Origin of the sequence: Paenibacillus sp. FSL K6-2862, from assembly GCF_038005125.1 — a bacterium.
GTDB lineage: Bacteria > Bacillota > Bacilli > Paenibacillales > Paenibacillaceae > Paenibacillus > Paenibacillus illinoisensis_A.
In genome coordinates this window covers 2,937,893-2,959,247 of sequence record NZ_JBBOSN010000001.1, presented here as the reverse complement: position 1 = coordinate 2,959,247, position 21,355 = coordinate 2,937,893, and the positions used below count along the sequence as shown (strand labels likewise).

At 44.9% G+C, this 21,355-nt stretch carries 20 protein-coding genes; 2 read left to right on the top strand and 18 right to left on the bottom strand.

What is annotated here, in order from left to right; translation table 11 throughout:
* Window positions 1-169 precede the first annotated feature (169 nt).
* The 10 genes from MHB82_RS13580 to MHB82_RS13535 all read right to left on the bottom strand — a co-directional run bounded on the left by MHB82_RS13580 (window position 170) and on the right by MHB82_RS13535 (window position 11,059).
* Window positions 170-1,315, bottom strand: coding sequence for an NAD(P)/FAD-dependent oxidoreductase (locus MHB82_RS13580; protein WP_341174929.1), 1,146 nt, complete (start codon window positions 1,313-1,315; stop codon window positions 170-172).
* A gap of 60 nt (window positions 1,316-1,375) precedes the next feature.
* Complete coding sequence (locus tag MHB82_RS13575) at window positions 1,376-2,098, bottom strand: methyltransferase domain-containing protein (protein ID WP_110822311.1); 723 nt, start codon at window positions 2,096-2,098, stop codon at window positions 1,376-1,378.
* Window positions 2,085-3,245 (bottom strand): type III polyketide synthase, encoded by a 1,161-nt coding sequence (locus MHB82_RS13570; protein WP_341174928.1) that lies wholly within the window; start codon window positions 3,243-3,245, stop codon window positions 2,085-2,087. The genes MHB82_RS13575 and MHB82_RS13570 overlap by 14 nt, the downstream gene beginning before the upstream one ends.
* A 208-nt stretch (window positions 3,246-3,453) precedes the next feature.
* Window positions 3,454-4,377: a UDP-N-acetylmuramate dehydrogenase gene (gene murB / locus MHB82_RS13565; protein WP_095358246.1), complete on the bottom strand. Its 924-nt coding sequence runs from the start codon at window positions 4,375-4,377 to the stop codon at window positions 3,454-3,456.
* A 285-nt stretch (window positions 4,378-4,662) separates the two neighbouring features.
* Window positions 4,663-5,544, bottom strand: a complete 882-nt coding sequence (locus tag MHB82_RS13560) for a carbohydrate ABC transporter permease (protein WP_095358247.1) — start codon at window positions 5,542-5,544, stop codon at window positions 4,663-4,665.
* 15 nt (window positions 5,545-5,559) lie between these two features.
* Window positions 5,560-6,450 (bottom strand): carbohydrate ABC transporter permease, encoded by an 891-nt coding sequence (locus tag MHB82_RS13555; RefSeq protein WP_341174927.1) that lies wholly within the window; start codon window positions 6,448-6,450, stop codon window positions 5,560-5,562.
* A gap of 48 nt (window positions 6,451-6,498) precedes the next feature.
* The gene (locus MHB82_RS13550) at window positions 6,499-7,773 is read right to left on the bottom strand and encodes an ABC transporter substrate-binding protein (protein ID WP_341174926.1); all 1,275 of its coding nucleotides are present in this window, start codon (window positions 7,771-7,773) and stop codon (window positions 6,499-6,501) included.
* Window positions 7,774-7,860: 87 nt separating this feature from the next.
* Window positions 7,861-8,772: a helix-turn-helix transcriptional regulator gene (locus MHB82_RS13545; RefSeq protein WP_341174925.1), complete on the bottom strand. Its 912-nt coding sequence runs from the start codon at window positions 8,770-8,772 to the stop codon at window positions 7,861-7,863.
* Window positions 8,773-8,878: 106 nt separating this feature from the next.
* Window positions 8,879-9,874: a LacI family DNA-binding transcriptional regulator gene (locus tag MHB82_RS13540; RefSeq protein WP_341174924.1), complete on the bottom strand. Its 996-nt coding sequence runs from the start codon at window positions 9,872-9,874 to the stop codon at window positions 8,879-8,881.
* 165 nt (window positions 9,875-10,039) lie between these two features.
* Window positions 10,040-11,059, bottom strand: a complete 1,020-nt coding sequence (locus MHB82_RS13535) for a Gfo/Idh/MocA family oxidoreductase (RefSeq protein WP_341174923.1) — start codon at window positions 11,057-11,059, stop codon at window positions 10,040-10,042.
* Between the two features lie 183 nt (window positions 11,060-11,242).
* Here MHB82_RS13535 and MHB82_RS13530 point away from each other — a divergent pair, with 183 nt between their 5' ends.
* Both MHB82_RS13530 and MHB82_RS13525 read left to right on the top strand, forming a co-directional pair.
* Window positions 11,243-12,112: a MurR/RpiR family transcriptional regulator gene (locus MHB82_RS13530; protein ID WP_341176634.1), complete on the top strand. Its 870-nt coding sequence runs from the start codon at window positions 11,243-11,245 to the stop codon at window positions 12,110-12,112.
* Window positions 12,113-12,143: 31 nt separating this feature from the next.
* Complete coding sequence (locus MHB82_RS13525; RefSeq protein ID WP_095358254.1) at window positions 12,144-12,569, top strand: MaoC family dehydratase; 426 nt, start codon at window positions 12,144-12,146, stop codon at window positions 12,567-12,569.
* A gap of 337 nt (window positions 12,570-12,906) precedes the next feature.
* On the opposite strand, the gene MHB82_RS13520 is transcribed toward MHB82_RS13525, so the two are convergent.
* The 8 genes from MHB82_RS13520 to MHB82_RS13485 form a co-directional block, all read right to left on the bottom strand.
* Window positions 12,907-14,673, bottom strand: a complete 1,767-nt coding sequence (locus MHB82_RS13520) for a glycoside hydrolase family 2 protein (RefSeq protein ID WP_095358255.1) — start codon at window positions 14,671-14,673, stop codon at window positions 12,907-12,909.
* 89 nt (window positions 14,674-14,762) lie between these two features.
* Window positions 14,763-15,569: a carbohydrate ABC transporter permease gene (locus tag MHB82_RS13515; RefSeq protein WP_341174922.1), complete on the bottom strand. Its 807-nt coding sequence runs from the start codon at window positions 15,567-15,569 to the stop codon at window positions 14,763-14,765.
* Window positions 15,569-16,459, bottom strand: a complete 891-nt coding sequence (locus MHB82_RS13510) for a carbohydrate ABC transporter permease (protein ID WP_341174921.1) — start codon at window positions 16,457-16,459, stop codon at window positions 15,569-15,571. Before MHB82_RS13510 ends, MHB82_RS13515 begins: the two co-directional genes overlap by 1 nt.
* Before the next feature lie 78 nt (window positions 16,460-16,537).
* The gene (locus tag MHB82_RS13505; RefSeq protein WP_341174920.1) at window positions 16,538-17,830 is read right to left on the bottom strand and encodes an ABC transporter substrate-binding protein; all 1,293 of its coding nucleotides are present in this window, start codon (window positions 17,828-17,830) and stop codon (window positions 16,538-16,540) included.
* 189 nt (window positions 17,831-18,019) lie between these two features.
* On the bottom strand, window positions 18,020-18,961 hold the full coding sequence (locus tag MHB82_RS13500; RefSeq protein WP_341174919.1) for an ArsR/SmtB family transcription factor: 942 nt from the start codon (window positions 18,959-18,961) through the stop codon (window positions 18,020-18,022).
* A 275-nt stretch (window positions 18,962-19,236) separates the two neighbouring features.
* The gene (locus tag MHB82_RS13495) at window positions 19,237-20,574 is read right to left on the bottom strand and encodes a DEAD/DEAH box helicase (RefSeq protein WP_341174918.1); all 1,338 of its coding nucleotides are present in this window, start codon (window positions 20,572-20,574) and stop codon (window positions 19,237-19,239) included.
* Window positions 20,575-20,683: 109 nt separating this feature from the next.
* Window positions 20,684-20,998 (bottom strand): DMT family transporter, encoded by a 315-nt coding sequence (locus MHB82_RS13490; RefSeq protein WP_110822322.1) that lies wholly within the window; start codon window positions 20,996-20,998, stop codon window positions 20,684-20,686.
* Window positions 20,995-21,336 (bottom strand): DMT family transporter, encoded by a 342-nt coding sequence (locus tag MHB82_RS13485; protein WP_095358261.1) that lies wholly within the window; start codon window positions 21,334-21,336, stop codon window positions 20,995-20,997. The genes MHB82_RS13490 and MHB82_RS13485 overlap by 4 nt, the downstream gene beginning before the upstream one ends.
* Window positions 21,337-21,355: the final 19 nt, after the last annotated feature.

Sequence of the window (21,355 nt, the reverse complement as noted above, 5' to 3'; positions counted from 1 at the left end):
ATGCCTCCCTGCTTCAAATCTGACGCTCAATACTACTTCTACATTCTTTTCTATTATACGAGTACTTCTCTGTTTACAAAATGGTCTGCTTCAAATTCGTCAAAAACAATAAAAAAGAGGTCGACATAAGCCGCCTCTTACAGATCCACCATTATGCTTGTTTCCCACATTATCCGCGAGCTGCATTCATCTCTGATAACCTTGTAGCCTTAACCAGATATGCTGCCAAACCAGGAAATACGCGGGCGAGCGCGGGATAATATTTATTGGTTTTGGCAAAAGCCAGCTTCTGGATTCTTCGTGCACGCCGAAGCAGCTCTGTAAATTCATCGCTGGCGTCTTTTGTATATCCTTCCTTCCATTCCGTAAATCCGATGTCCTTTTGCAAATAACGGTTGGTCCATTCCGCACACAAGATGGAAGAACGCAGCGCAATGGACATGCCGTCACCGCACAGGGGAGGAATCATCAGCATCGCATCTCCAATATGCGGGAACTCGGACCAAGGCTCAGGCACGTTCGACAAGTGAAGCGGAGCTATGGAAACCTGAGTTCCCTGAACAGGCTCTCCATCTGCCAGTCTTGCTGCGAGCCTTCCATTCGTTTCGGAGGCTGCCTGAAGGATATCGGTTACAGACTTGCCGCTTCCCTGCACCGTATCCAGCGTTAACAAGGCTGCTACATTCGCATAGCCATTCTCAATCGGTGAAATGCCGACGTATCCTCCCTTACAGAAATAGAGTTCAACTCTAGCAGGCATGTCAAGTCCGCTGTAATGAGACTTTATCCCAACATATACAGTTTCATCCCGGATTTCAGGCGGAGACGTCATTCCACGTGGCTTTTTGGTCCCATATGCTCCGATGACAGCCTTCGTTCTATAGCTTAATCGTTCCTTCCCTTGTTTGACCTGCACCTCGTAACAATCATCTTCAAGCAGCTGAATACCAATGATGGTTGCTTTTGTTATGATTTTGGCTCCCGCAGCTTCAGCTTGCTTGTGGAGAATGCGATCCAGTTCATGTCGACTGATGCCATAAGCCGGTCCTGGCAAGGCAGCTTCAATCTGACCGCCCTGAGGCATAATGATCTGTGCATGATCCATCGTGCTGGGCTTCACTTCCTGAAGCTGAATATTTAGATACTCCAGCATTTCTTTGGTCTCTGGTGACATGAATTCGCCGCAGGTTTTGTGCCTGGGAAATGACTGTCGATCCAATAGAAGCGTACGATGACCCTGTCTGGCCAGCTGCAGGGCGCACGAACTGCCAGCGATTCCAGCACCTATAACAATGACATCTATTGATTCGGACACCAAGTATCACCTGCCTTTAAGTTGAATTTTGAGCAGCCGTGACTATAAATGCCACCTTCATTAACCTGCCTGGTGATTCGGTATCACGACAGAGTAGCGGAACAGCGGCTTCCATTCATAGGTCATGGTGTCATGATTCAATTGCTGTTTTAACTCCTGCCAATCCTTTGCCGTGAAGCCCTTGGCAACAGACAGCGGACCGTCATGACGGATATAACGATTACGCGAGATCATCCGGGTTGTAAGCCAGACCGCGGTATAGGATACCGGATGGCGATGGATATCGTTAATCACAACACCATATCTGGAGACACGCAGCATATGTGAAACGATATCAAGCAGCAGCTGTCCGTCAAAATGATGTACAAACTGCGACCCTGTAACGATATCTGCCGATGCATCCGGCAGTTTCATGACATCGGCACGCTGTACATTGACCCTTGGTTCATTTTGAAAGAGCAGTCTTGCCTCTTCGCAAGCTTCCTCGGTCAGATCGACCAATGTAATCGTAAGGTCAATCCCCTTCTGATTCGCCCAATGAAGCAGCTTCTGATTCACGTCTCCAGAGCCAGCTCCTACATCCATAATGCTCAGCTTAAGAGGTCTACCGACAGATATCCATAACTTCTCAACACCATCGAGAGTAGGGCCGGGAGCGGCAAATATTTTATTGAGACGACGCAGGTGCTTCAGTGCTTCACGCAATTCTTCCCCGCCCATGGAGAAATCATCCATCAATTCATCTTCCTTCGCCCGGATCGACAAGTTTCTAAAGAAGGACATGATCCTTCTCCTTCAGCGCTGGCGTATAGGACGGAACGTAAGTGAATTTCATGAGCTCCGCGATCAGCCCAGGTCCAAAAGCCATCGCCACACCCTCCGTCACAGATTGATTACGGGCTTTCATATCCTCACGCATGGCATGAAGTACAAATAAAATGGTATTGGATGATAAGTTGCCTACGGTTCTAAGAATTTCCCTGCTGTACATCGTCTGTTCTGCTCTTAAATTCATGACTTCCTGAACAGAGTCAACGATCCCCCGTCCGCCTGGATGTATAGCCCATAGTTCGGGTAAACTGTCGCTCCCGAGCAATTGATAGAGCTCGTTCTGCAAGTGAGCACCCAGCAGTTTGGGGATGCGAGGCGATAAGTACAGATCATAACCTTGATTGCCTACCTCCCATGTCATATCCTCCGTTGAATCAGGAAGAAGAACGGAATATCCGGTTCCAAGATCGAGATAATGCCGCTGCTCGGATTCCGGTGCTCCAACGACACAAGCAGAAGCTCCGTCCCCGAAGAATGAGGCTGCAAACAGCGCCCCTCTCTCCTTAACCGGTTGGAAATGCAGGGTACAGAGTTCAACACAAACGACCAGCACTTGTGCATCAGGCGTTCCCTGGACGACATCACGAGCCATCTGTATGGCTTTTAATCCCGCCGCACAGCCCTGAAAAATAAGCGGTAACCGGTTTACGCGGGGAGATAATCCTAAATCACGAATAAGCATGACATCCAGACCAGGCAGATACTGTCCTGTGCAGCTGACCGTTATGATATGTGTTATCTGTTCAGGAGACATGCTCGCATCCTTCAATGCCCTCTGGGCAGCCTCCATTCCAAGCGGGAGAGCCTCCCGTTTATATGTATCCATTCGTTCCTGCGTGGACGGAATCTGAGAATGGTCCCCCGAAGGCAGGTAACGACAGTCCTCAAGTGTCCCAAGATAGCTGGGTTCAACCGTATAACGTGTTTCTACGCCGCAGGACCTGAACACTCTTTTGGCAAACCGGGCCAAATCCTGTTGATCCTCAAGCGATGAGGCAATGAGTTCAGCAATATCGGACTGGGCAACTTCATGAACAGGCAGTGCAGTTCCCATGCCCAGGATGGCGATATCCGTATGGTTATACAAGGGTTGATTCATTTTAAACCTCCTATGGTGGATGAGAGATATCCTTTAATTAACAACACTTACCCTTAAGAGCGTCGTTGTAATCTGTCGTTTCCTTTATATTTATGTATATGGTTTATGCTGACCCACATTCTCCATTCAGGTGCTCTTCTTCGGGAAAGAGTAAAAAAAAGAAGCCGCCTGAAGGCGACTTATCGAAAAAGTGTGGACTTGCGTCCCATTATTTATTCAATTCATCGCCAATGATGACGACTTCCGTTTCCAAATTCACATTGAACTGGCTGCGCACCTTCTCCTGAATGAGCGCAATCATATCGATGTAATCCTGCGCCGTAGCATTATCCACATTCACGATGAAGCCCGAATGTTTACGAGATACTTCCGCACCGCCGATGCGAGTGCCCTGAAGTCCGCAATCCTGAATCAATTTGCCGGCAAAGTGGCCTTCAGGACGTTTAAAGACACTTCCGCAGGAGGCATATTCCAGTGGTTGCTTGGACTCTCTGGCATAAGTAAGTTCATCCATCTTCGCCTTGATCTCTACCGGATCTCCCGGCTGCAGCTGGAACTTCACCTCGATGATAATATCCCTTTTGCCCATAAATACACTCTTGCGATAACCCAGCAGCAGCTCCTCGCTCTGCATCGTAATAATTTCGCCTGCCTCTGTCACGACAATGGCAGACTCGACCACATCGGACATCTGTCCTCCGTATGCTCCTGCATTCATATAGAGCGCGCCACCTACCGAGCCCGGAATGCCACAGGCAAACTCGAGTCCGGTAAGACTTGCATCTAACGCCTGCCGGGATACATCAATAATGGCTGCACCGCTCTGTGCTGTCATCGTATGACCATTCACATGGACCTGATTAAGATTCTGCAGCGACATGGTAATCCCCCGAATGCCGCCATCTCTGACAATCATGTTGGAGCCGTATCCCAGTATAGTCAGCGGGATATCATGCTGAACCGCCAGCTTCACAATTTTGGCTACTTCATCTATGGTCTCGGGGAATATTAGAATATCTGCTTCCCCGCCGAGTCGCGTGTACGTATAATTTCGGATCGGTTCGGAATATCGAATGCGGTCTTCGTGAAAGTTGTCAAACAGGGTTTTGCTTAATAACTGATATGAATTCATGATTTTCTACCACCTTGTCTTGATTGCATCGTATAGGTTATTTTACTCTGAATAGCTCCATTTTGTCGCAATTAATTCGAATTAATCATTAATTATTTAAAATGATGGTGCAGGACTGGAAAAAGCCGCCATATGGCGACTTGGTAAAGCGTTGCTTTGGCCTTACTCATTATAACTCATTTCAAGTAAGTGAGCATAATGCTTGCTGTCTTCCTTTTTTCATTTTAAATATAAGCACAAAAAAAGGGCACTTGGCCCAGAGGTTAATCCTACTATATAAGGTACCTATCCCTTCACAGCTCCCAGCGCCACGCTGCCTATAATCTGCCTGGAGAAGATCGCAAAGACGATGATGATCGGCAGGATCGAAATCGCAACTCCCAGATATAACAACCCATAATCCATGCCATAATAGCCCTGAACCAGAGCAACGAGGACTGGAAGCGGGTATTTATCCAATGAGAAGAACAAAACAAGCGGTGTGAGGAAGTTGTTCCATGAGCCGATGAACGTAAATATGCCAAGTGCCGAAATGGCAGGTCCCAGAATGGGCAGCACAATCTGATTGAATGTCCGAAATTCTCCTGCACTGTCCACACGTGCCGATTCAATGATTTCGTCAGGGATACTGCTTTCCATAAATTGTTTGATAAAAAAGACGTTAAAAGCATTCGCTGCCGCTGGTAAAATAATGGCTGCATAGCTGTCCAACAGCCCCAGTGTACTGAACAGCCGGTACATCCCGATCAGAGCCAGCTGCCCGGGCACCATCATCGTGGCCAGCAAAAACATAAACAGCCAGGTACGTCCCTTAAACTTGAACTTGGCAAATCCATATGCGGTTAATGAACCGATATACAGTGATAGCACAGTCGAAGTGCCGGCAATAAAAAGACTGTTCGCAAATCCGCGCCAAATGTTGATTTTGGAGGCCATGTTGAAGTAATTATCCGCTACGAATGGTCCGGGAAGGAAAGTAAAGGTGGATGCAATGGTCGCATTATTATGCGTGGCATAGATAATCATCAGATAAAACGGAACGATACAGATCACAGCGAGACCAGTCAGGAACAAGTAGATGATCACTTTGCCGATCGTAAGCTGCTTCGTGCTGGCATATTGCTGGATGGCTGCATTCGGTTGCTCAATTGATTTTGCGGTTTGCATAGTACTTCCCCCTCCCTATGAACGACTCTTCCGACTGGTCATGATGAAGGATACAACGGATAAGAGAATGATGATAACGAACAGACAGAAGGCGATAGCTGCGCCGTAACCGAAGCGTGTGCTTTGGAATGCTACATTATAGAGATACATAATACTGGTCATGGCAGCACGGTCCGGTCCACCATTTCCATTGGTGAGCGTGAACGGCTGGTCGAAAATCTGAATGCCTCCAATAATGGAGGTAATCATCTGAAACAGAATGATCGGTCGCAGCATTGGAACGATAATATGAATAAAAATGTGCTTCTTCTTCGCCCCATCCATCTGGGCCGCTTCCTGTAGAGCCGGGTCTATTCCCTGAAGCCCTGCAAGGTAAATGACCATTGAATATCCGAAATATTGAAAGAACAGAATGGCTGACACAATAAGTCTCATAAACCACGGATCATTCTTCCAGTTGATCGGATCATCAATCAGCCCAATCTGCACCAGGAAGTGATTCAGACCGCCGGACTGCCAATCAAAGATCAGGCTGACAAGCAATCCAAGTGATGCTGCCGTAACGATATTCGGGAAAAAATACACGGCTCTGAAGAAATCTCTTCCCTTAAGCAGCTTATCGTTCAGGATAAAAGCAAGAACAAGAGAGACGGTAAGCTGCGGGACGACAGATACCCCCCAGATGAATAATGTGTTGAACAGCGTTTTATAGAAAAGCGGATCTTGCAGTACAGAAATATAGTTTCCGACCCCAACGAACTCAGGGGTCGTAATGCCATCAAAGTTGGTAAAACTGATATAGAGAGAATAAAGAATAGGGTAGAGCCCAAAAATAGCGAAAATGATAAAGAATGGAGCGATAAAATAATAGCCATAGTGGTCTTTGCGGATCGATTTGACAAACATGATGTGTTCCTCCAGTCATCGGATGATTAAAAGGTCCGTTCTCCTCGGCTAATCCACTTCCAGCTCAGGAAATCTCAATTTCACATCGCGTTTGATTCGCTTCACCGCTTCTTCTTTGGTCTGGATATCATTATTGAGATACAACTGAAGCACATTTTTATAAATGTCATTATTAATAATAGAGTCATACTTGGTTCGCTCGTAGACCGGAACCTGTTTGGCTGCCTCGGAGAAAAACTCGAAATGCTTTTGCCCTCCCAAATAAGCTGAAGTAACGGATGGTGCCAGCTGGTCATTCACGACCATGTTGCTTGTAAAATAATCCTGTTCCTTCGCCAGCTCAGACAGGAAATCATGGTCAAAGTTATAAAACTCAATAAACTTCCAAGCCGAATCCTTTTTTTCACTCTGACTGTACATCGCGATATACGTGCCTCCTGCGCTAAATGAAGACGGACCAGGTGCAAGCCCCCACAACCCTTCGGTGTCCGGCGCATTCGCCTTGAAGGTATATTGCAAAGCCCAGGTTGCACCAGGGTAGAACATCACTTCCCCCTTTTGCATCGAAGCGGCGTGCCCCGCACTTCCTTCTTCATACTCCGCAAGCACCTTGCGCTGACGAGCTTCCCGCACAAGGTCCAATACCTCCATATACGTTGGATCGATGACAAGCTTGCCATCCTTTACCCAAGGGATTCCATCATAGGAGTTGGATATGGCATTCCAGTTTGCCAGTGCATGTACTTTATTTCCGCTCTCCTGCTGCACCCTCTCTCCAATCTCAAATATGTCTTCCCATGTACCGATCTGTTCGCCCACTTTCACGGGGTCGTCCGTTCCCAAATATTCTTTCGCCAAATCCCTGCGATAATAGATGCCTCCTGGTGTCCCCTGATACCCAATGGCGCGAATATGGCCTTCACTGTCTTTTTCATTCGCCTGCACAAATGGATATTGTTCTGGAATCAGCTCATTCGCGTTATACGGGGATGAAGACAGATTCTCCAGATAAGGTACATCAATCAGCTCTCTGATGTTTGCATTTTCAATCATAAATACATCAGGTGCTTTCGACGTGGTCTGTAGTGCGGATTTTAATTTGGTAATGTAAAAGTTTCCGGGGATATTGACGAAATTCACCTTGATGTCTGGATATTTTTCTTCAAACTTCTCAATGGCATAACCGGCCTCATCCGTAAAACTCCACACCGTAATTTCTTCCTGCTTGGATGCCTGCTCTCCCTTGGACTGACAACCGGATACGATCATCACTGCACTTACAAGTGCAATAATCGAGAGATACTTCAATTTAAATGTCTTCATGGGCCCCCTCCTTCGATAAAAGGAAACGCTTACATTTTATTCGAGTATAGTGATTTTGGAGAGGGCTTTCTCCTCAAATATTGTGAATCATCCTTCATATTTTGTGATATGGGTCTGATGCTTCTTCCTGAATTCAGAAGGTGTACAGCCATTATATTTTTTGAACAGTCGGTTATAGGAGTTCACATTGTTAAATCCATGCCCGATGGCGATATCCAAAATGGAGGTCTGACTAAACAATAATGCCCATTCCGATTTGATAATGCGAAAGTGGTTCAGGTACTCCATCAACGTGACTCCCTTAGTCTCCTTAAACAGCTTGCATACATGAAATTTGCTGAATTTAATATGCTCAGCCACATGATCCAGCTTGATGGGTTCAGCGTAATGTTCCTCCAGATATTCGCAGACCGATTCAAGGAATTCGAATCTTTTGGCTCCGTTACAGGTCTCTTTGGAAGCACATGGCTCTGTGGTTGGTTCCTTGGTCCGAAGCAGGTGGACGATGAGATCGTACAGCCTTGCTACCATTAACCAGCGGTATCCCGGCTGCTGCCTTTTCTCCTCTTCGGAAATGGCCTTGATATATCGGTCCAGATTCTTCTCATTACAGATGAGCGACGGAATCATTGTTGTCTTATGAAAAAGTTCGCGGAGGTCATGGGATTCAGGATCTGCTGCCACATTTCCCGTTACCCACTCCAGCCGAAACAGGATAATGGTTAAATACTCGGTACCTGGCAAAAAACAGTGTACATCTCCCGGCTTGATCAGCAGAACGTCTCCTTGTACAAGCTCATAGACCTCGTTGTTCACTCCAATTCTCGCGCGTTCTCCATTCACAACGACCAATTCAACCTCTTCATGCCAGTGTGCAGCAAAATTAAACTGTTCACCCGTGTGAATTACCCGGATCGGGAACCCTTCTGTCATATGACCTGTTTCAAGAAACGTTGGAACTCCCATCAGATCACCCTTTCCATATTTTCCAATTTCCAAGCCCTAGTAATCATATTATGCATGAAGAGCAGGATTCCTTTCGAATGGATCAGGAAAATAAATTTCACACATGAAAAAAGCCGCTCTATAGGGCGGCTTAAAAAGATTACTCAATCGTCACTGCACGAACGGACTGACGTTCCACACATTGAATATCCAAGGTAAACACGGACTTAACCTGCTCCCCGTTCAACATTTGAATGAGCAAATGTCCAGCAAGCAATCCGGCATCTGTCTTAGGTTGTCGAAACGTCGTTAGCGGCGGAGAAACATATTGTGATACATGGATATTGTCGAATCCAACGACAGATACTTGCTCCGGTACTGAAATGTGATGCTCGCGGAATGCTTCCAGACCACCGATTGCCATGTCATCATTTGCAAAAAACACAGCCGAGGGAAGACCATTCTCTATCAGCATCTTGGCAGCATGATAACCGCTCTCTTTGCAGAATTGTCCACCCAGTCTCCACTCGCTCTTTTCCTCGATGTCGGCTTCGCTCAGCGCTCTCAAAAATCCTTGATAACGAAGAAGATTACAATCCGAACTGAACGGTCCGTTAATGTAAGCGATCGTGTGATGACCTTGATCAATCAGATATTTTGTTGCCAAATATCCCCCTTGCTCATCATCCATTAGAACATTAACGATATGTTCATTCGCAAGTTTCCGATCCATCACCACGATCGGAAACTCCCTGGCTGCAGCTTCCGTGAGTAATTCATCCGGAATATCCTGCGCGATCACAATGGCTCCATCGATTCGCTTTTCCCGAATATATCGGTTCGCCGTGGATTTCTCCCCGCCCATTGAACTGCATACAATCAGATCATAACCATGACTCTTAATCGCTGATTCGATGCCCGGTACCAAATCGGAAAAATAGGGGCTAGACATATCGTGAACCATCACGCCGATGGTTTGTGTATTTTTACGTTTTAATTCCGAAGCAGGTCCATGCTTCACGTAATTGAGCTGGGTAGCTGCAGCAAGCACCTTCTGTCTTGTCAGTTCACTTACATTGTCTTTTCCATTAAGCACACAGGATACGGTAGAACTGGCCACACCAGCCCTCTTTGCTACATCTTTAATGGTTATCATTATAATGCTCCCTCAAAAAACTAATCCTTTTGTTATTAGAAACAACATCGTATGAATCATTCACTGCATTTTATCACGCTATCTGGTGCATGTCTCCTCGGCAAACCTTGTTTATAGAAAAAAGGTACTGATCCGTAATTTCTACCGATCAGTACCTGTAAGTTATTAGTTTAAGCCTTTTATGCCCTCTTCCAGAATGCCCATCACCGTTATCGTTTCTTCATCCTTGATGACTTTATCCTTGCCGTGAATGATGGCCTCATAGATATCATCGTACACACGGGCATAATCTCCCCTTTCAGAGACCACCTTCTCTTCATGATACATACCTTCCTCATCTATATAGGTTAGCGTGCCATAATGTTGGGGCAAATCCACACCAAAATCAGCATGTCCTTTGGGTAGGTAAAATAATTTCAAATGTTCCTCTTGACGGTCTTCCGTTTGTTTGACAAACACTCCGTTTTTACCATAAGCAATCAGGCTCGGGCGTGGTTTCAAACGGAAAAAGCTCGATTTAACGGATACCTTCAGGGTTGAATAATAAAAGTCCAGATCAAAGTAATCGTTCATTCTCCCAGCACCGAGTAATTGACGCACATCTGAACGAATCGTGTCCGGTTGACCAAAATAGGATATCACTTGATCGATCGTGTGTACTCCATGTCCGTATAGGTAACTGCTGTAAGGAGAGAACTCCGTCGTGCCGTTCGGAATTTCCGGGCGATAATAATCATAGTGCATCTCCACTTCAAGTAGATCCCCAAGCTTCCCGGATTCAATAACTTTTTGAGTTGTCAGAAAATCCGAATCATATCTTCTATTCTGATAACATTGAATGACCAGGTTTTTCTCCTTGGCGTATTGAAATATGGATTCCGCTTCCTCTTTGGTTAACATGAACGGTTTCTCAACAAGCACATGTTTACCATGGTCCAGTGCCATTTTGGCATAGCTATAATGAGATTCTGTATGCGTACAGATTACAACTAACTGAATCTCCTCATCATTCATCAGGCTCGACATATCGTTCGTGTAGTGAATCCCTGGCACCTTGTCCCAATCCGTTTTGTCCGGGTTCCGGGCATAGATCGTTTTTACGTTTAAGTGTTCCCGATTCAATGAAAAAGGAAGATGATAACGGTTTGTGCTTTTGCCATTGCCAATATAACCAATCGTTAACATGGTTGTTCCCCCCTGCTGCTCTGTTTCTTTTATTATAGAAGAAGAGTGCTGCGCGTAAAGGTTATCCATGCATTATGGTACATTTGACCAAAGTTCAGTTATTATGGCACATTAATATTGGGCAAAATGTTCAATTAAACATCAATTTAACTCAACAGAATGATAGAATCCGGGGTGAACCGATTGAAACTGCTGATGCAATTGTCAGAAATGCAGCATTTTACACCTAACGAACAGAGCATTGCATCTTATATTTTGAGTCAGCGGGAACGCATGCTTCACTGCAATATTCAGGAGCTTGCTCAAGTTACATATACATCGCATTCTGCCATAAACCGTCTAACACGCAAACTCGGGATGACAGGTTACAAGGAATTTATCATCACACTTGCCCGTGAATTCCAGCAAAGTACCCAGAATGGTTCCAACCATGTTGATGCCAATTATCCTTTTGGTGTCGGTGAATCTACTCTTCAGGTGGCTGCAGAGATTGCCGATTTGATGAAAGAAACGATCTCAAAAAACGCTGCCATTCTGGACGACGTTCTGCTTACCCAAACGGCACTGCTGCTGAACCAAGCAGATCGAATCTTCATCTATGCCTTGGGCGATTCGCAGATCCGGGCCAAAAGCTTCCAAAATAAATTGATTAAAATCAACAAGTATGCGATCATTGCGACGGAACTTTCCGAGTGGGCGCACCATACTATCAATGTAACTTCAAGAGACTGTGCCCTGTTTCTAACGTATCACGGGAAGTCATTAAACTACATGAAGGCAGCACGTCACTTCAAACGTGAAGGCATTCCGTTTGTTACAATAACAGCAAAGCCCCAGAGTGAGTTGGCTAAATGGAGTACTTTATGTTTACAGGTTGCCAATGACGAGGAGAAGTTCACCAAGATTGGAACCTTCTCTTCGCAGATTGCCCTGGAATATGTGTTAAACGTGTTGTTCTCCTGCATTTACAATATGGACTATGCCAAAAATAAACAAACGGCCACAGAGTCTCTTCAGAAATTTGCCATGAGTGACATGATGAATGATATATAAATAAACATACGAAATGAACGAGGTGTCCGCATTGAAATTTAGTGAATATGCCGTAGGTCAGCGCTACGAAACCAAATCGATTAAATTGTCCAAGACCGATATTATGGAGTTTGCGAAGATTTATGATCCACAGTACATGCATTTGGATGAGGAAAAGGCCAAAAAAGGACGTTTCGGCAGTCTGATTGCTTCCGGCATGCAAACGATGAACATCTCCTTTAAGCTGTGGATTGAAGTAGGCGTTTACGGAGAAAATGTTGTCGCAGGTACGGGGATGAATCATATTCAGTTTATCAAGCCTGTATTTCCGGATGATGAGCTGAGCGTAGTTGCAGAGGTGATTGAACTGCTCCCAAGACGCAGAGGCAATGGCATTGTTACCGTCCTGCTCACGACCTATAATCAAAATCATCAAAAAGTATTCCAGGCAGAATTAAGCGCGTTAATTGATAATTAAGATTACTTGCAAGTGTAACATAATCAAAATGTTGGGGATTGGCATCCAATTTTAATGGTCTATCTTTGGTTGAAGAAGAACCGACTCCGTACGAGTCGGTTCTTCTTCACCATTTTTATGCAATAGCTCAGCATACATTAAGCCTGCTCATAGCCCCATAAATATCTCCTGGTTCCAGACTGAATAATCGAACTTCATCAGTCTGCAAATACAAATTCCCATTCCCCATTCAAACTCATCCAGTTCTGTCGCACAAATTGCGGCCTTGGGTAATCTTCACGTAACATTGTGATCTACACTCCTGTTCACCATGAATCTGTAATGTATACTTGAGCCTTTATGCCAGATTGATTTTGCGGATGACTTCCAGCGGCACTTTCGGCTGACGGTCTTCAGTTAACAGACCATTAATCTCCTGCTGCACATCCGTGACCTGTGTATAACAATAGCCCGAGATATAAGGAATAGCCTTGATCGCTCCCGTAATTGAACGAAAGCGTTCAACAAAGGCTTCAACGGAGTCCACCTGATTGCCATAGCCCCAGCCTTCATCCGATTGAAAGGCAATGCCCCCGAATTCACTGATGATAATGGGCTGTCCTTTATACTCGTAACCTTCGGCAAAAGCAAACTTCCATCGATTAGAGGAGATCTTGTTGTTTACAATCATGTCCTTATCCTGATAACGTTCCAAAAAGACATCTCCTGACTCCACATAATCATGGATTGTCAGAATATCCGATACCGTATGCTCCCATCCGTCATTAGTAATGACCGGACGATAAGGATCAATGGCTTTGGTCAGATGATAAATGGATTGCGTAAACTGCTGCTGTGCCACCTCGTGAGCGATTGTCGGTATTCCCCATGATTCATTAAACGGAACCCAGGTGATCACGCTTGGATGATTGTATTGTTGTGGTACAATCTCGAGCCATTCCTTGGTGAAACGGCTAACAGCTTCATCATTGAATTCAAAGGTCGCAGCCATTTCCGACCAGACCAGCATACCCTTTACATCACACCAATATAAGAAGCGTGGATCTTCCAGTTTCATATGTTTGCGAATGCCGTTATATCCCATCTCGGCAATTTTATCAATATCTTCGATCAGCGCTTCTACTGATGGAGGTGTCAAGTGGCTTTCAGGCCAATAACCCTGATCCAGAATAAGTCGTTGATAGAGCGGAGCATTGTTCAGCAGAACCTGCCCATTTTCAATCGATATTTTTCGCATGCCGAAATAGGAATGAATCCGATCGATTTCCTTCTCATTTTCGTACATAACAAACTCGATATCGTACAGATTCGGTGAATCCGGAGACCACAACGACTGTTTCCACGGGCCGCCCGCCTCATGTTTGACACTGGCCTCCACGGTCATCCAAGGTCTATCCGGAGACAGGCTGATGGTTTGCACATGCTGACCCTTCAGCTCAATCCTTGTTTCCAGACGTAAGTTGTTCCTGCCTTCAATCCCATTCAATTGAAAGTCCAAACGAATCATATGACGGTCGATATCGGGCGTCATCTTGACCGTTTCAACCCTTGCTTCACTCACATGCTCCAGCCAGACACTCTTCCAAATCCCGGTGCTCTGCACATAAAAGCATTCAAAGTTTTCATCTACCCAGCGCTGTTTCCCCCGAGGCTGCATTGCACTCTGACTGTCTGCTACTTCAAGAACAATATTGTTCTCCGAACCGTAAGTGATATATGGTGTAATGTCGAAGGAAAATGCCGCATATCCCCCCTCATGTTCACCCGCAACCCTTCCATTCACCCAGCATTTTGCGCGATAATCCACCCCTTGGAAGTGAAGAATAGTTCTCTTGCCCTTTACCTCTTGAGGAATGGTCACCAGCTTGCGGTACCAAACCAGTGGATGAAATGTCTCGATTCCGATTCCGCTTGCCTGAGTTTCATAGGTAAAGGGAACTTTAATTTTGAGTCCTTTTGGAAATTCAGCTTGATCATACCAATGTTCACTCTCACCTACCTGATTGTCATCAAAACTAAAGTCCCATTCGCCATTCAAATTCAGCCAGTCTTTACGTACAAACTGCGGTCTTGGATAATCCTTATTGTAAAATTTGGTTGTCATATCGTTTCTCCATTCTCCCTTGAGCTACATTGGGCGCGCTGGCCTGATATAGCAGTTTTATCGTTTTATGAAATTCAGACTTGCTCACATTACCCCTTAATTCCGGACATGCTGATTCCCTTGACAATCTGCTTCTCAAAAATGATAAACAAAATAATGATAGGTACTGAAGCCACTGCATTAATAACCATTGGTTTGACATAATCCTCAGAATATTGACCCATCAGCGTAGGAATACCCATCGGCAGTGTAAATAAATTGTCGTCGGTGATCGAAAGGAACGGCCACAGGAAGTTGTTCCAGGAACCGATAAACGTCAGAATGGCCATGGAAGCCATTGCTGGACGAGTGAGAGGTAACATGATGCTGGTGAATATTCTCCAGAAGTCACCACCATCAATCTGTACACTTTCGAGCAGATCATTGGGAACACCGTCAAAGAAACTTTTGAGTACAATGACAGCTACAGGCGAAGCAAGAGCCGGAATGATGAGTCCGCTGTACGAATTCAGCAAATGAAGATCTTTTGCCACCTGATAGAGTGGAATAATGGTAGCTTCCCCCGGAATTAACAGGCCTCCAAGGATGAAAAAGAAAACAATGGTACGATAGCGAAATGGTACCTTGGATAGCGCAAACCCCGCCATTGCTGCAAAAATAACAGTAAGCAACGTTACAATCACGGCCACGAACAAACTGTTGGCAATCCATTGAGACAATTTGGTCGTCGTTAGAATCTCTTCGTACACAGCCAAAGAATACGGAGGCTTAAACCAATCCAGGACTGTAATGATCTTCATGCCTTCTTCCTTGATCGATACAACAAGCATCCAAACCAACGGAGCCGCAAACAGTACAGCCATCAATGCAGAACTTATACGAAACAGCCACTTCATCAGCTATCCACTCCCTTCCGGTTGTTCATCCAGTATTGCAGCACGGATAACACCAGGAGTATGAAGAATAAAATATAGGACATCGTCGCGGCATAACCGAGGTTATTATTTCTAAATCCGGTTTGATAGATTAACTGGATAATCGGACGTGTCTGATCCAGTGGGCCTCCGCCTGTAATAACATAGATCTGCATGAAGACCTTGTATGAAGCGATAATTTGAAGCATCGTAATGGTTTTGGTGAGTGGAGAAAGATATGGAAGGGTAATTCTCCAAAATATTTGCGAGTCACTCGCTCCATCCAATCGTGCAGCTTCATAGATCTCATCCGGTATTTCCTGAAGCGCCGACAAATACAGAATAAAGTTAAAGCCTACCGTCCACCACAAAGTTACAACGGTAATGACGATCCAGGCCAGGTTTGTTTCGGTCAGCCAGAAAATTTCGGCGTTTTGGGGTAACAGGCCTATGAGATGCAGTACAGAATTGACAAACCCGGTATAAGGCTGGAATACGAACAACCCCAGATAAGCTGCGACAGCAACCGAGAGTACACTTGGGATAAAAAAGATAATCCGGTAAAACTTTTGCAGAACCGATTTTCGATTCGCAATCAAAGCCAGCACTATGGCAAGTATAATCATGGTCGGAGTACTTAGAAAAACAAAGAAGGTCGAGTGCCATATCGCTTCCCAGACTTCCCTGTCCTGAAGTACCTTGCGGAAGTTATCCAGGCCAACAAAGTCCATTTTCTTAATGAGTGTCCATTTGTAAAAGGTCATTTCAATGCCTTTAATCATCGGCCAGATGGTAAACAACACATACACAATAAGGAATGGAAGCAGAAAGAGAAGCGCCTGCATCTCCGTCCTCATTTTTTTGAACTTCATACCCGTCTCCCCTTTGATCGACACGCAAGCCAACTTTAATGCTTACATATGCGCAAGCTTGCGTGACCCGTCTTCCTTCTATTCACTCAGTATTTTCTGAATGCCTGCCTCCATGTTGTTCATGGCATCAGCCGGAGTCATTTTATTGACCCATACTTCATTCAAAAATTTAAAGGCGACTTCTTCACGGATTTGGGCAGTTTTGGTTGATTTTTTGCTGAACTTAACGACACTTGCTACTTCAGAATAATCGCTGCGGTAAGGCATATCCTTAAATTCCTGTTTTTCCAGAACGGATGGTTTGGAAGGAATATGGCCGGCTTTGGCCCATACCTGGCCATTATCCGCAACCCAATCGGCGAAAATCATCGCCGCTTTACGCTTTGCTTCGTCTTCATCCTGAGTCAAAGGCAGAATAATCGTGTGAGAGTCTCCCCATGTTGCTTCCTGATCGTAAAATTTAGGTATCGGCATTGCACCAAACTCAAAATCTTTGGTGGATTCCCATGTTCCTGTCGTCCAGACACCCGTCATGGTAATTGCGGCTGTTCCGCTTTGGAAATTTTTATAAAAATCCGGATCATTTTTCTTGATATAGCCTTCGGTATACAACTTCTGAATATAATCGGCTGCTTTGATCCCCTTTTCTTTATCAATAGCCGCAGATTTCAGATCGTCCGATATTAAATCATTCCCACCCAATTGCGAATACAATGACCACCATAGTCGAAAAGGATCATCATTGTTATTGGATAGTGCAAATGGAGTAGCCTTGGCTGGCAACTTTTCTTTTAATGTTTTAAGGAAACTTACAAAACCATCAGCTGATTGTTCCAACACGGGTTTTCCGTCTTCGCCGAGCAGACCAGCTTCTTTCAGCAGCTTTTTATTGTAAAACATGATAAAAGCATGTGTATCAATGGGCACTGCATAATGCTGATCGTCTACTGTAACCGCACTCAAAAGATTTTGATTGTAGGAATTCCAATCTACGCCTGCATCTGCAGCGGGTGTATCGAGTTCAGTGACTACCCCCTGATCAATCAAATCGGGGAGCCTAGAGGAATGGGATATGCCGATGTCCGGTCCGTTGCCATTACCAACCGCGGTGACCAGTTTGGTATAATACTCGCCCCAGGCAAGCTTGGTATTTTTCACTTCGATGTCCGGATGGGTTTTGTTGAATTCATCAACTAATGCTTGCATGTTTGCCCCATCGCCACCATCAAACAATGTCCAGAAGGACAAGCTCACTTTCCCTTCACTTGCGGCATCACCGTCGGCACCACCACTGTTTCCACTGCATGCACTTAAAATCATAGACACAGAGAGAAGTAATGTTAGTGCCAACAAGCCCACTCTTCTTTTCATGCGAGTATCCCCTTTATTCTAATATTATAGATACAAACGATATAATTGATTTGTTACATTATTTATGTATCTATAGTGGGATTATAGCCACCAAACTCCTTAATGTCAACGCTTTCAATTATATTTATTGTAATTATCCAATCAAAAAAAGCCTTAGTTACAATTTATCCGCAACTAAAGCTTTTCTCTTCAATCCACATCGGATTTCATTACGTAATTTATGGTCATTTTGATGTTCTGATCGTGATCTCCAAATTCTCTGCCAAACAGGTTCATCCCACCCTGGTGAACAGCATCTGGTTTGATGCCCACCCGCAAGCGCAATTTGTGACTATCCATGAGGTTCAGTTGATTTAATGTAACAGGCGAAACCTTCTCCATATCAAGCGAAGTCTTCTCTTTGTCTACTCGCCATGTCTTCAGCAAACCATATTGGGTAGACCACTCATACCACCAGGCTGGATTAAGATTTCCCCTTCTGTCACCAAAGTCCCCAGGACATGTCCACATGCCAATCTCCACGCCATTAATCCATACCGAAATATCGGAAGGCCAATTGTGATCGTAGTTAGGTGCCTCAGAACACATTTCCATAGATACTTCAAGCGATTCAATCCTTGCGCCGGGCGGTATTTCCAGTGGCATCAAATATTCAACATATCCTTTTCGAAACCACATAATCTGAGCTCCAATATGCTTTGGGTGAAAGAAACTGGAAGGTTCATCCTCACGTATAATCATTCCATCCGCATTGGCCATGCCACAGGTTGGAGATACCTCGCAATCGCTATAATGACCTATGGGCATGTCTACCTCATAGACTTGAACACCACCTCTGGGACCCGCCTTATCCAAATTCAGTGCAATGTGTATATCATCATAATTACGACTGCATACTTTCATCGCGCCGCGAGAAGCCGGCAGCAGCTCTGTATTAATTAATCTTGCAGCCTCCAAAATCTTGATATTGTTGGCTACGGTGGATACTGGAAGTTTAAGAGCTTCAGCAATCTCCACGATATTTAGGTTTTTGGAATTAAGAAGGCGGAGGATATCTACCCGGGAACGTGTAGATAAGGCATGGGTAACCGTTACCAGCTTGTCCGGGTCATCAAAACTAAGCTCAAGCATTGCGTAATCCACCTCATTCTAAGATTGTATTTCAATAATTTTACTTGTATGTTACCAAAGAGTCAAATTTGCTGTATTAAACCTTTTATTTTGTATTAAATGATTTTTATCGAATGCCTGCTTTCAACTTCACTTCAAAAGTGTTATTCACTCTAATAACCAACGCAACGCAAAAACACCTCAAAAACCTTCTCATACAACATGGAAGGTTTTTTAAGGTGTTTGACTTACCGAACGATTCGGGGATAGTTCAACTAAGCAATTCTGCCCGTTTGTTAGACCGTTTTCTTATTGACTTTACTGCTTTTGGATTTATGGGGTTTGAAATTACTGTTTTGTGCTTTCCCCGGCTTGGTAAACCATTCAGACTTGGGTTTGCGCGCAGGGTTCTTCTTAGCCTTGGCCGGTTTATTGGTCATGGAACTGTTAGCTGCAGCCTTCGATCCCTTGCTGTTTGTTACAAACACAGGAGCACTCGTCATCGGATAAGGATGATCTTTGACTTCGGGAATGCTCTTCTTGATTACCTTCTCAATATCCTTGAGGAACGGCATTTCTTCCTTATCACAAAAAGAGATTGCCATACCACTATGCCCTGCTCTGCCTGTGCGGCCAATTCGATGTACATAGGTCTCCGGAATATTAGGCAGGTTAAAGTTGACGACATGCGAGAGCTCTTCCACGTCAATTCCTCTTGCCGCAATATCTGTCGCTACCAGCACTCGGGTGACTCCGCTTTTGAAATTGTTCAATGCTTTTTGTCGATCATTCTGAGACTTGTCACCATGAATGGCTTGAGCAGTAACATTTACTTTGGTCAACTCACGTGTAACACGGTCAGCGCCGCGCTTCGTGCGGGTGAACACCAGTGCCGAAACAATGGATTTATCCTGCAAAATATGATTCAACATATGTTGTTTCTTGCCATTCTCCAATAAATACACAAACTGTTCAATTCGGTCTACCGTAGAAGATACCGGCGTAATTTCAACTTTCACAGGATCTATGAGTAACGTTTTGACCATTTTTGTGATTTCCGGAGGCATCGTAGCTGAGAAGAAAAGGGTTTGCTTCTTGCTCGGCATCTTGGAGATGATTCGCTTCACATCATGAATAAAGCCCATATCCAGCATCCGGTCAGCTTCATCTAATACCAAAATCTCAATGGATTTCAAATCAATACGTTTTTGGTTAACCAGATCCATCAATCTGCCTGGCGTGGCGATAATAATATCTGCACCCTGGCTCAGCGCTCGTTCTTGCACCTTCTGTGAAACACCACCAACGATAGCGGCGCAGCGAATATCCGTATAACGGCTATACGTCTTAATGTTATCCGCAATCTGGATAGCAAGCTCTCGGGTTGGGCTTAAAATCAAGGAGCGAATACGGCGTCCTTGTCTGGGACCACTAGGATTTTCGCTTAATAATTGAATGATCGGCACCGAAAATGCTGCCGTCTTCCCTGTTCCTGTCTGTGCACAGCCAAGCAAGTCTCTGCCTGCCAATACGGCTGGGATTGCTTGTTCCTGAATAGGTGTAGGGTTCGTATAGTTCGCTTTGTTCAATCCTTCTAAGATGGGTGGAATGATATTCAAGTCTTTAAAGTTCATTGAGTCTCCTTCATGACGTCCATATATATTAGATGTATCTTGTTATCACACGTAACGAATAAGGATACCATTAAAAAGACGATCTGTATATTATCTTTTAATCCCAATGTCAGCTTACCAGTTTTAACCCAACCGCAGATCCAAGCACCATCGCAATAAACAGTATTCGGAGTGCGTTTCGGGATTCCCCATAGAAAATCATGCCAAGAATCGCTCCTCCGGAAGCACCTATTCCTGTCCACACAGCATACGCCGTCCCCATGGGCAGTGTTTTCATAGCCAGAGACAGCAGCCAGAAGCTTAACCCAAAACCTGCAACTAAGAGCAGGATGGATATCCAATTACGGTCTTTGTTCCATTTATTAATCATCAATACACCCAACATCTCGAATAGGCCTGCCATAATAAGAAATACCCAATTCATGAATGATGCGCCTCCTTCGTTTTCTGCTTGCTTACCATTTTCAGTCCGATTACTCCGAGCAGTAACACACCAATGAGTATCATTTTCCCAGCTTGGACAGCAGCCCCGAATAACAGGATCTCTGCCAACACCGTGCCAGCCGTTCCCAATCCGACAAATACTGCGTATACCGTTCCGACATCAAGTGTACGGGAAGCCGCAATCATCAAGGAAAAGCTTACACCAATGGCGATCACCGTTGCTCCCCATTCCAACAGACCACTCGCATGCTTTAAGCCAATCACCCAACCCACTTCAAAAAGGGCTGCAATCACAACAGACAACCAGGTTTTGTTCATTTTGACCTACTCCTTTTGG

What these genes read in the sequence shown, in the direction of transcription:
- MHB82_RS13575 (WP_110822311.1), bottom strand. Translation starts at nt 2,098, where the DNA reads ATGTCCTTCTTTAGAAACTTGTCGATCCGGGCGAAGGAAGATGAATTG.
- MHB82_RS13570 (WP_341174928.1), bottom strand. Translation starts at nt 3,245, where the DNA reads ATGAATCAACCCTTGTATAACCATACGGATATCGCCATCCTGGGCATG.
- murB (WP_095358246.1), bottom strand. Translation starts at nt 4,377, where the DNA reads ATGAATTCATATCAGTTATTAAGCAAAACCCTGTTTGACAACTTTCAC.
- MHB82_RS13560 (WP_095358247.1), bottom strand. Translation starts at nt 5,544, where the DNA reads ATGCAAACCGCAAAATCAATTGAGCAACCGAATGCAGCCATCCAGCAA.
- MHB82_RS13555 (WP_341174927.1), bottom strand. Translation starts at nt 6,450, where the DNA reads ATGTTTGTCAAATCGATCCGCAAAGACCACTATGGCTATTATTTTATC.
- MHB82_RS13550 (WP_341174926.1), bottom strand. Translation starts at nt 7,773, where the DNA reads ATGAAGACATTTAAATTGAAGTATCTCTCGATTATTGCACTTGTAAGT.
- MHB82_RS13540 (WP_341174924.1), bottom strand. Translation starts at nt 9,874, where the DNA reads ATGATAACCATTAAAGATGTAGCAAAGAGGGCTGGTGTGGCCAGTTCT.
- MHB82_RS13535 (WP_341174923.1), bottom strand. Translation starts at nt 11,059, where the DNA reads ATGTTAACGATTGGTTATATTGGCAATGGCAAAAGCACAAACCGTTAT.
- MHB82_RS13520 (WP_095358255.1), bottom strand. Translation starts at nt 14,673, where the DNA reads ATGACAACCAAATTTTACAATAAGGATTATCCAAGACCGCAGTTTGTA.
- MHB82_RS13515 (WP_341174922.1), bottom strand. Translation starts at nt 15,569, where the DNA reads ATGAAGTGGCTGTTTCGTATAAGTTCTGCATTGATGGCTGTACTGTTT.
- MHB82_RS13510 (WP_341174921.1), bottom strand. Translation starts at nt 16,459, where the DNA reads ATGAAGTTCAAAAAAATGAGGACGGAGATGCAGGCGCTTCTCTTTCTG.
- MHB82_RS13505 (WP_341174920.1), bottom strand. Translation starts at nt 17,830, where the DNA reads ATGAAAAGAAGAGTGGGCTTGTTGGCACTAACATTACTTCTCTCTGTG.
- MHB82_RS13500 (WP_341174919.1), bottom strand. Translation starts at nt 18,961, where the DNA reads ATGCTTGAGCTTAGTTTTGATGACCCGGACAAGCTGGTAACGGTTACC.
- MHB82_RS13495 (WP_341174918.1), bottom strand. Translation starts at nt 20,574, where the DNA reads ATGAACTTTAAAGACTTGAATATCATTCCACCCATCTTAGAAGGATTG.
- MHB82_RS13490 (WP_110822322.1), bottom strand. Translation starts at nt 20,998, where the DNA reads ATGAATTGGGTATTTCTTATTATGGCAGGCCTATTCGAGATGTTGGGT.
- MHB82_RS13485 (WP_095358261.1), bottom strand. Translation starts at nt 21,336, where the DNA reads ATGAACAAAACCTGGTTGTCTGTTGTGATTGCAGCCCTTTTTGAAGTG.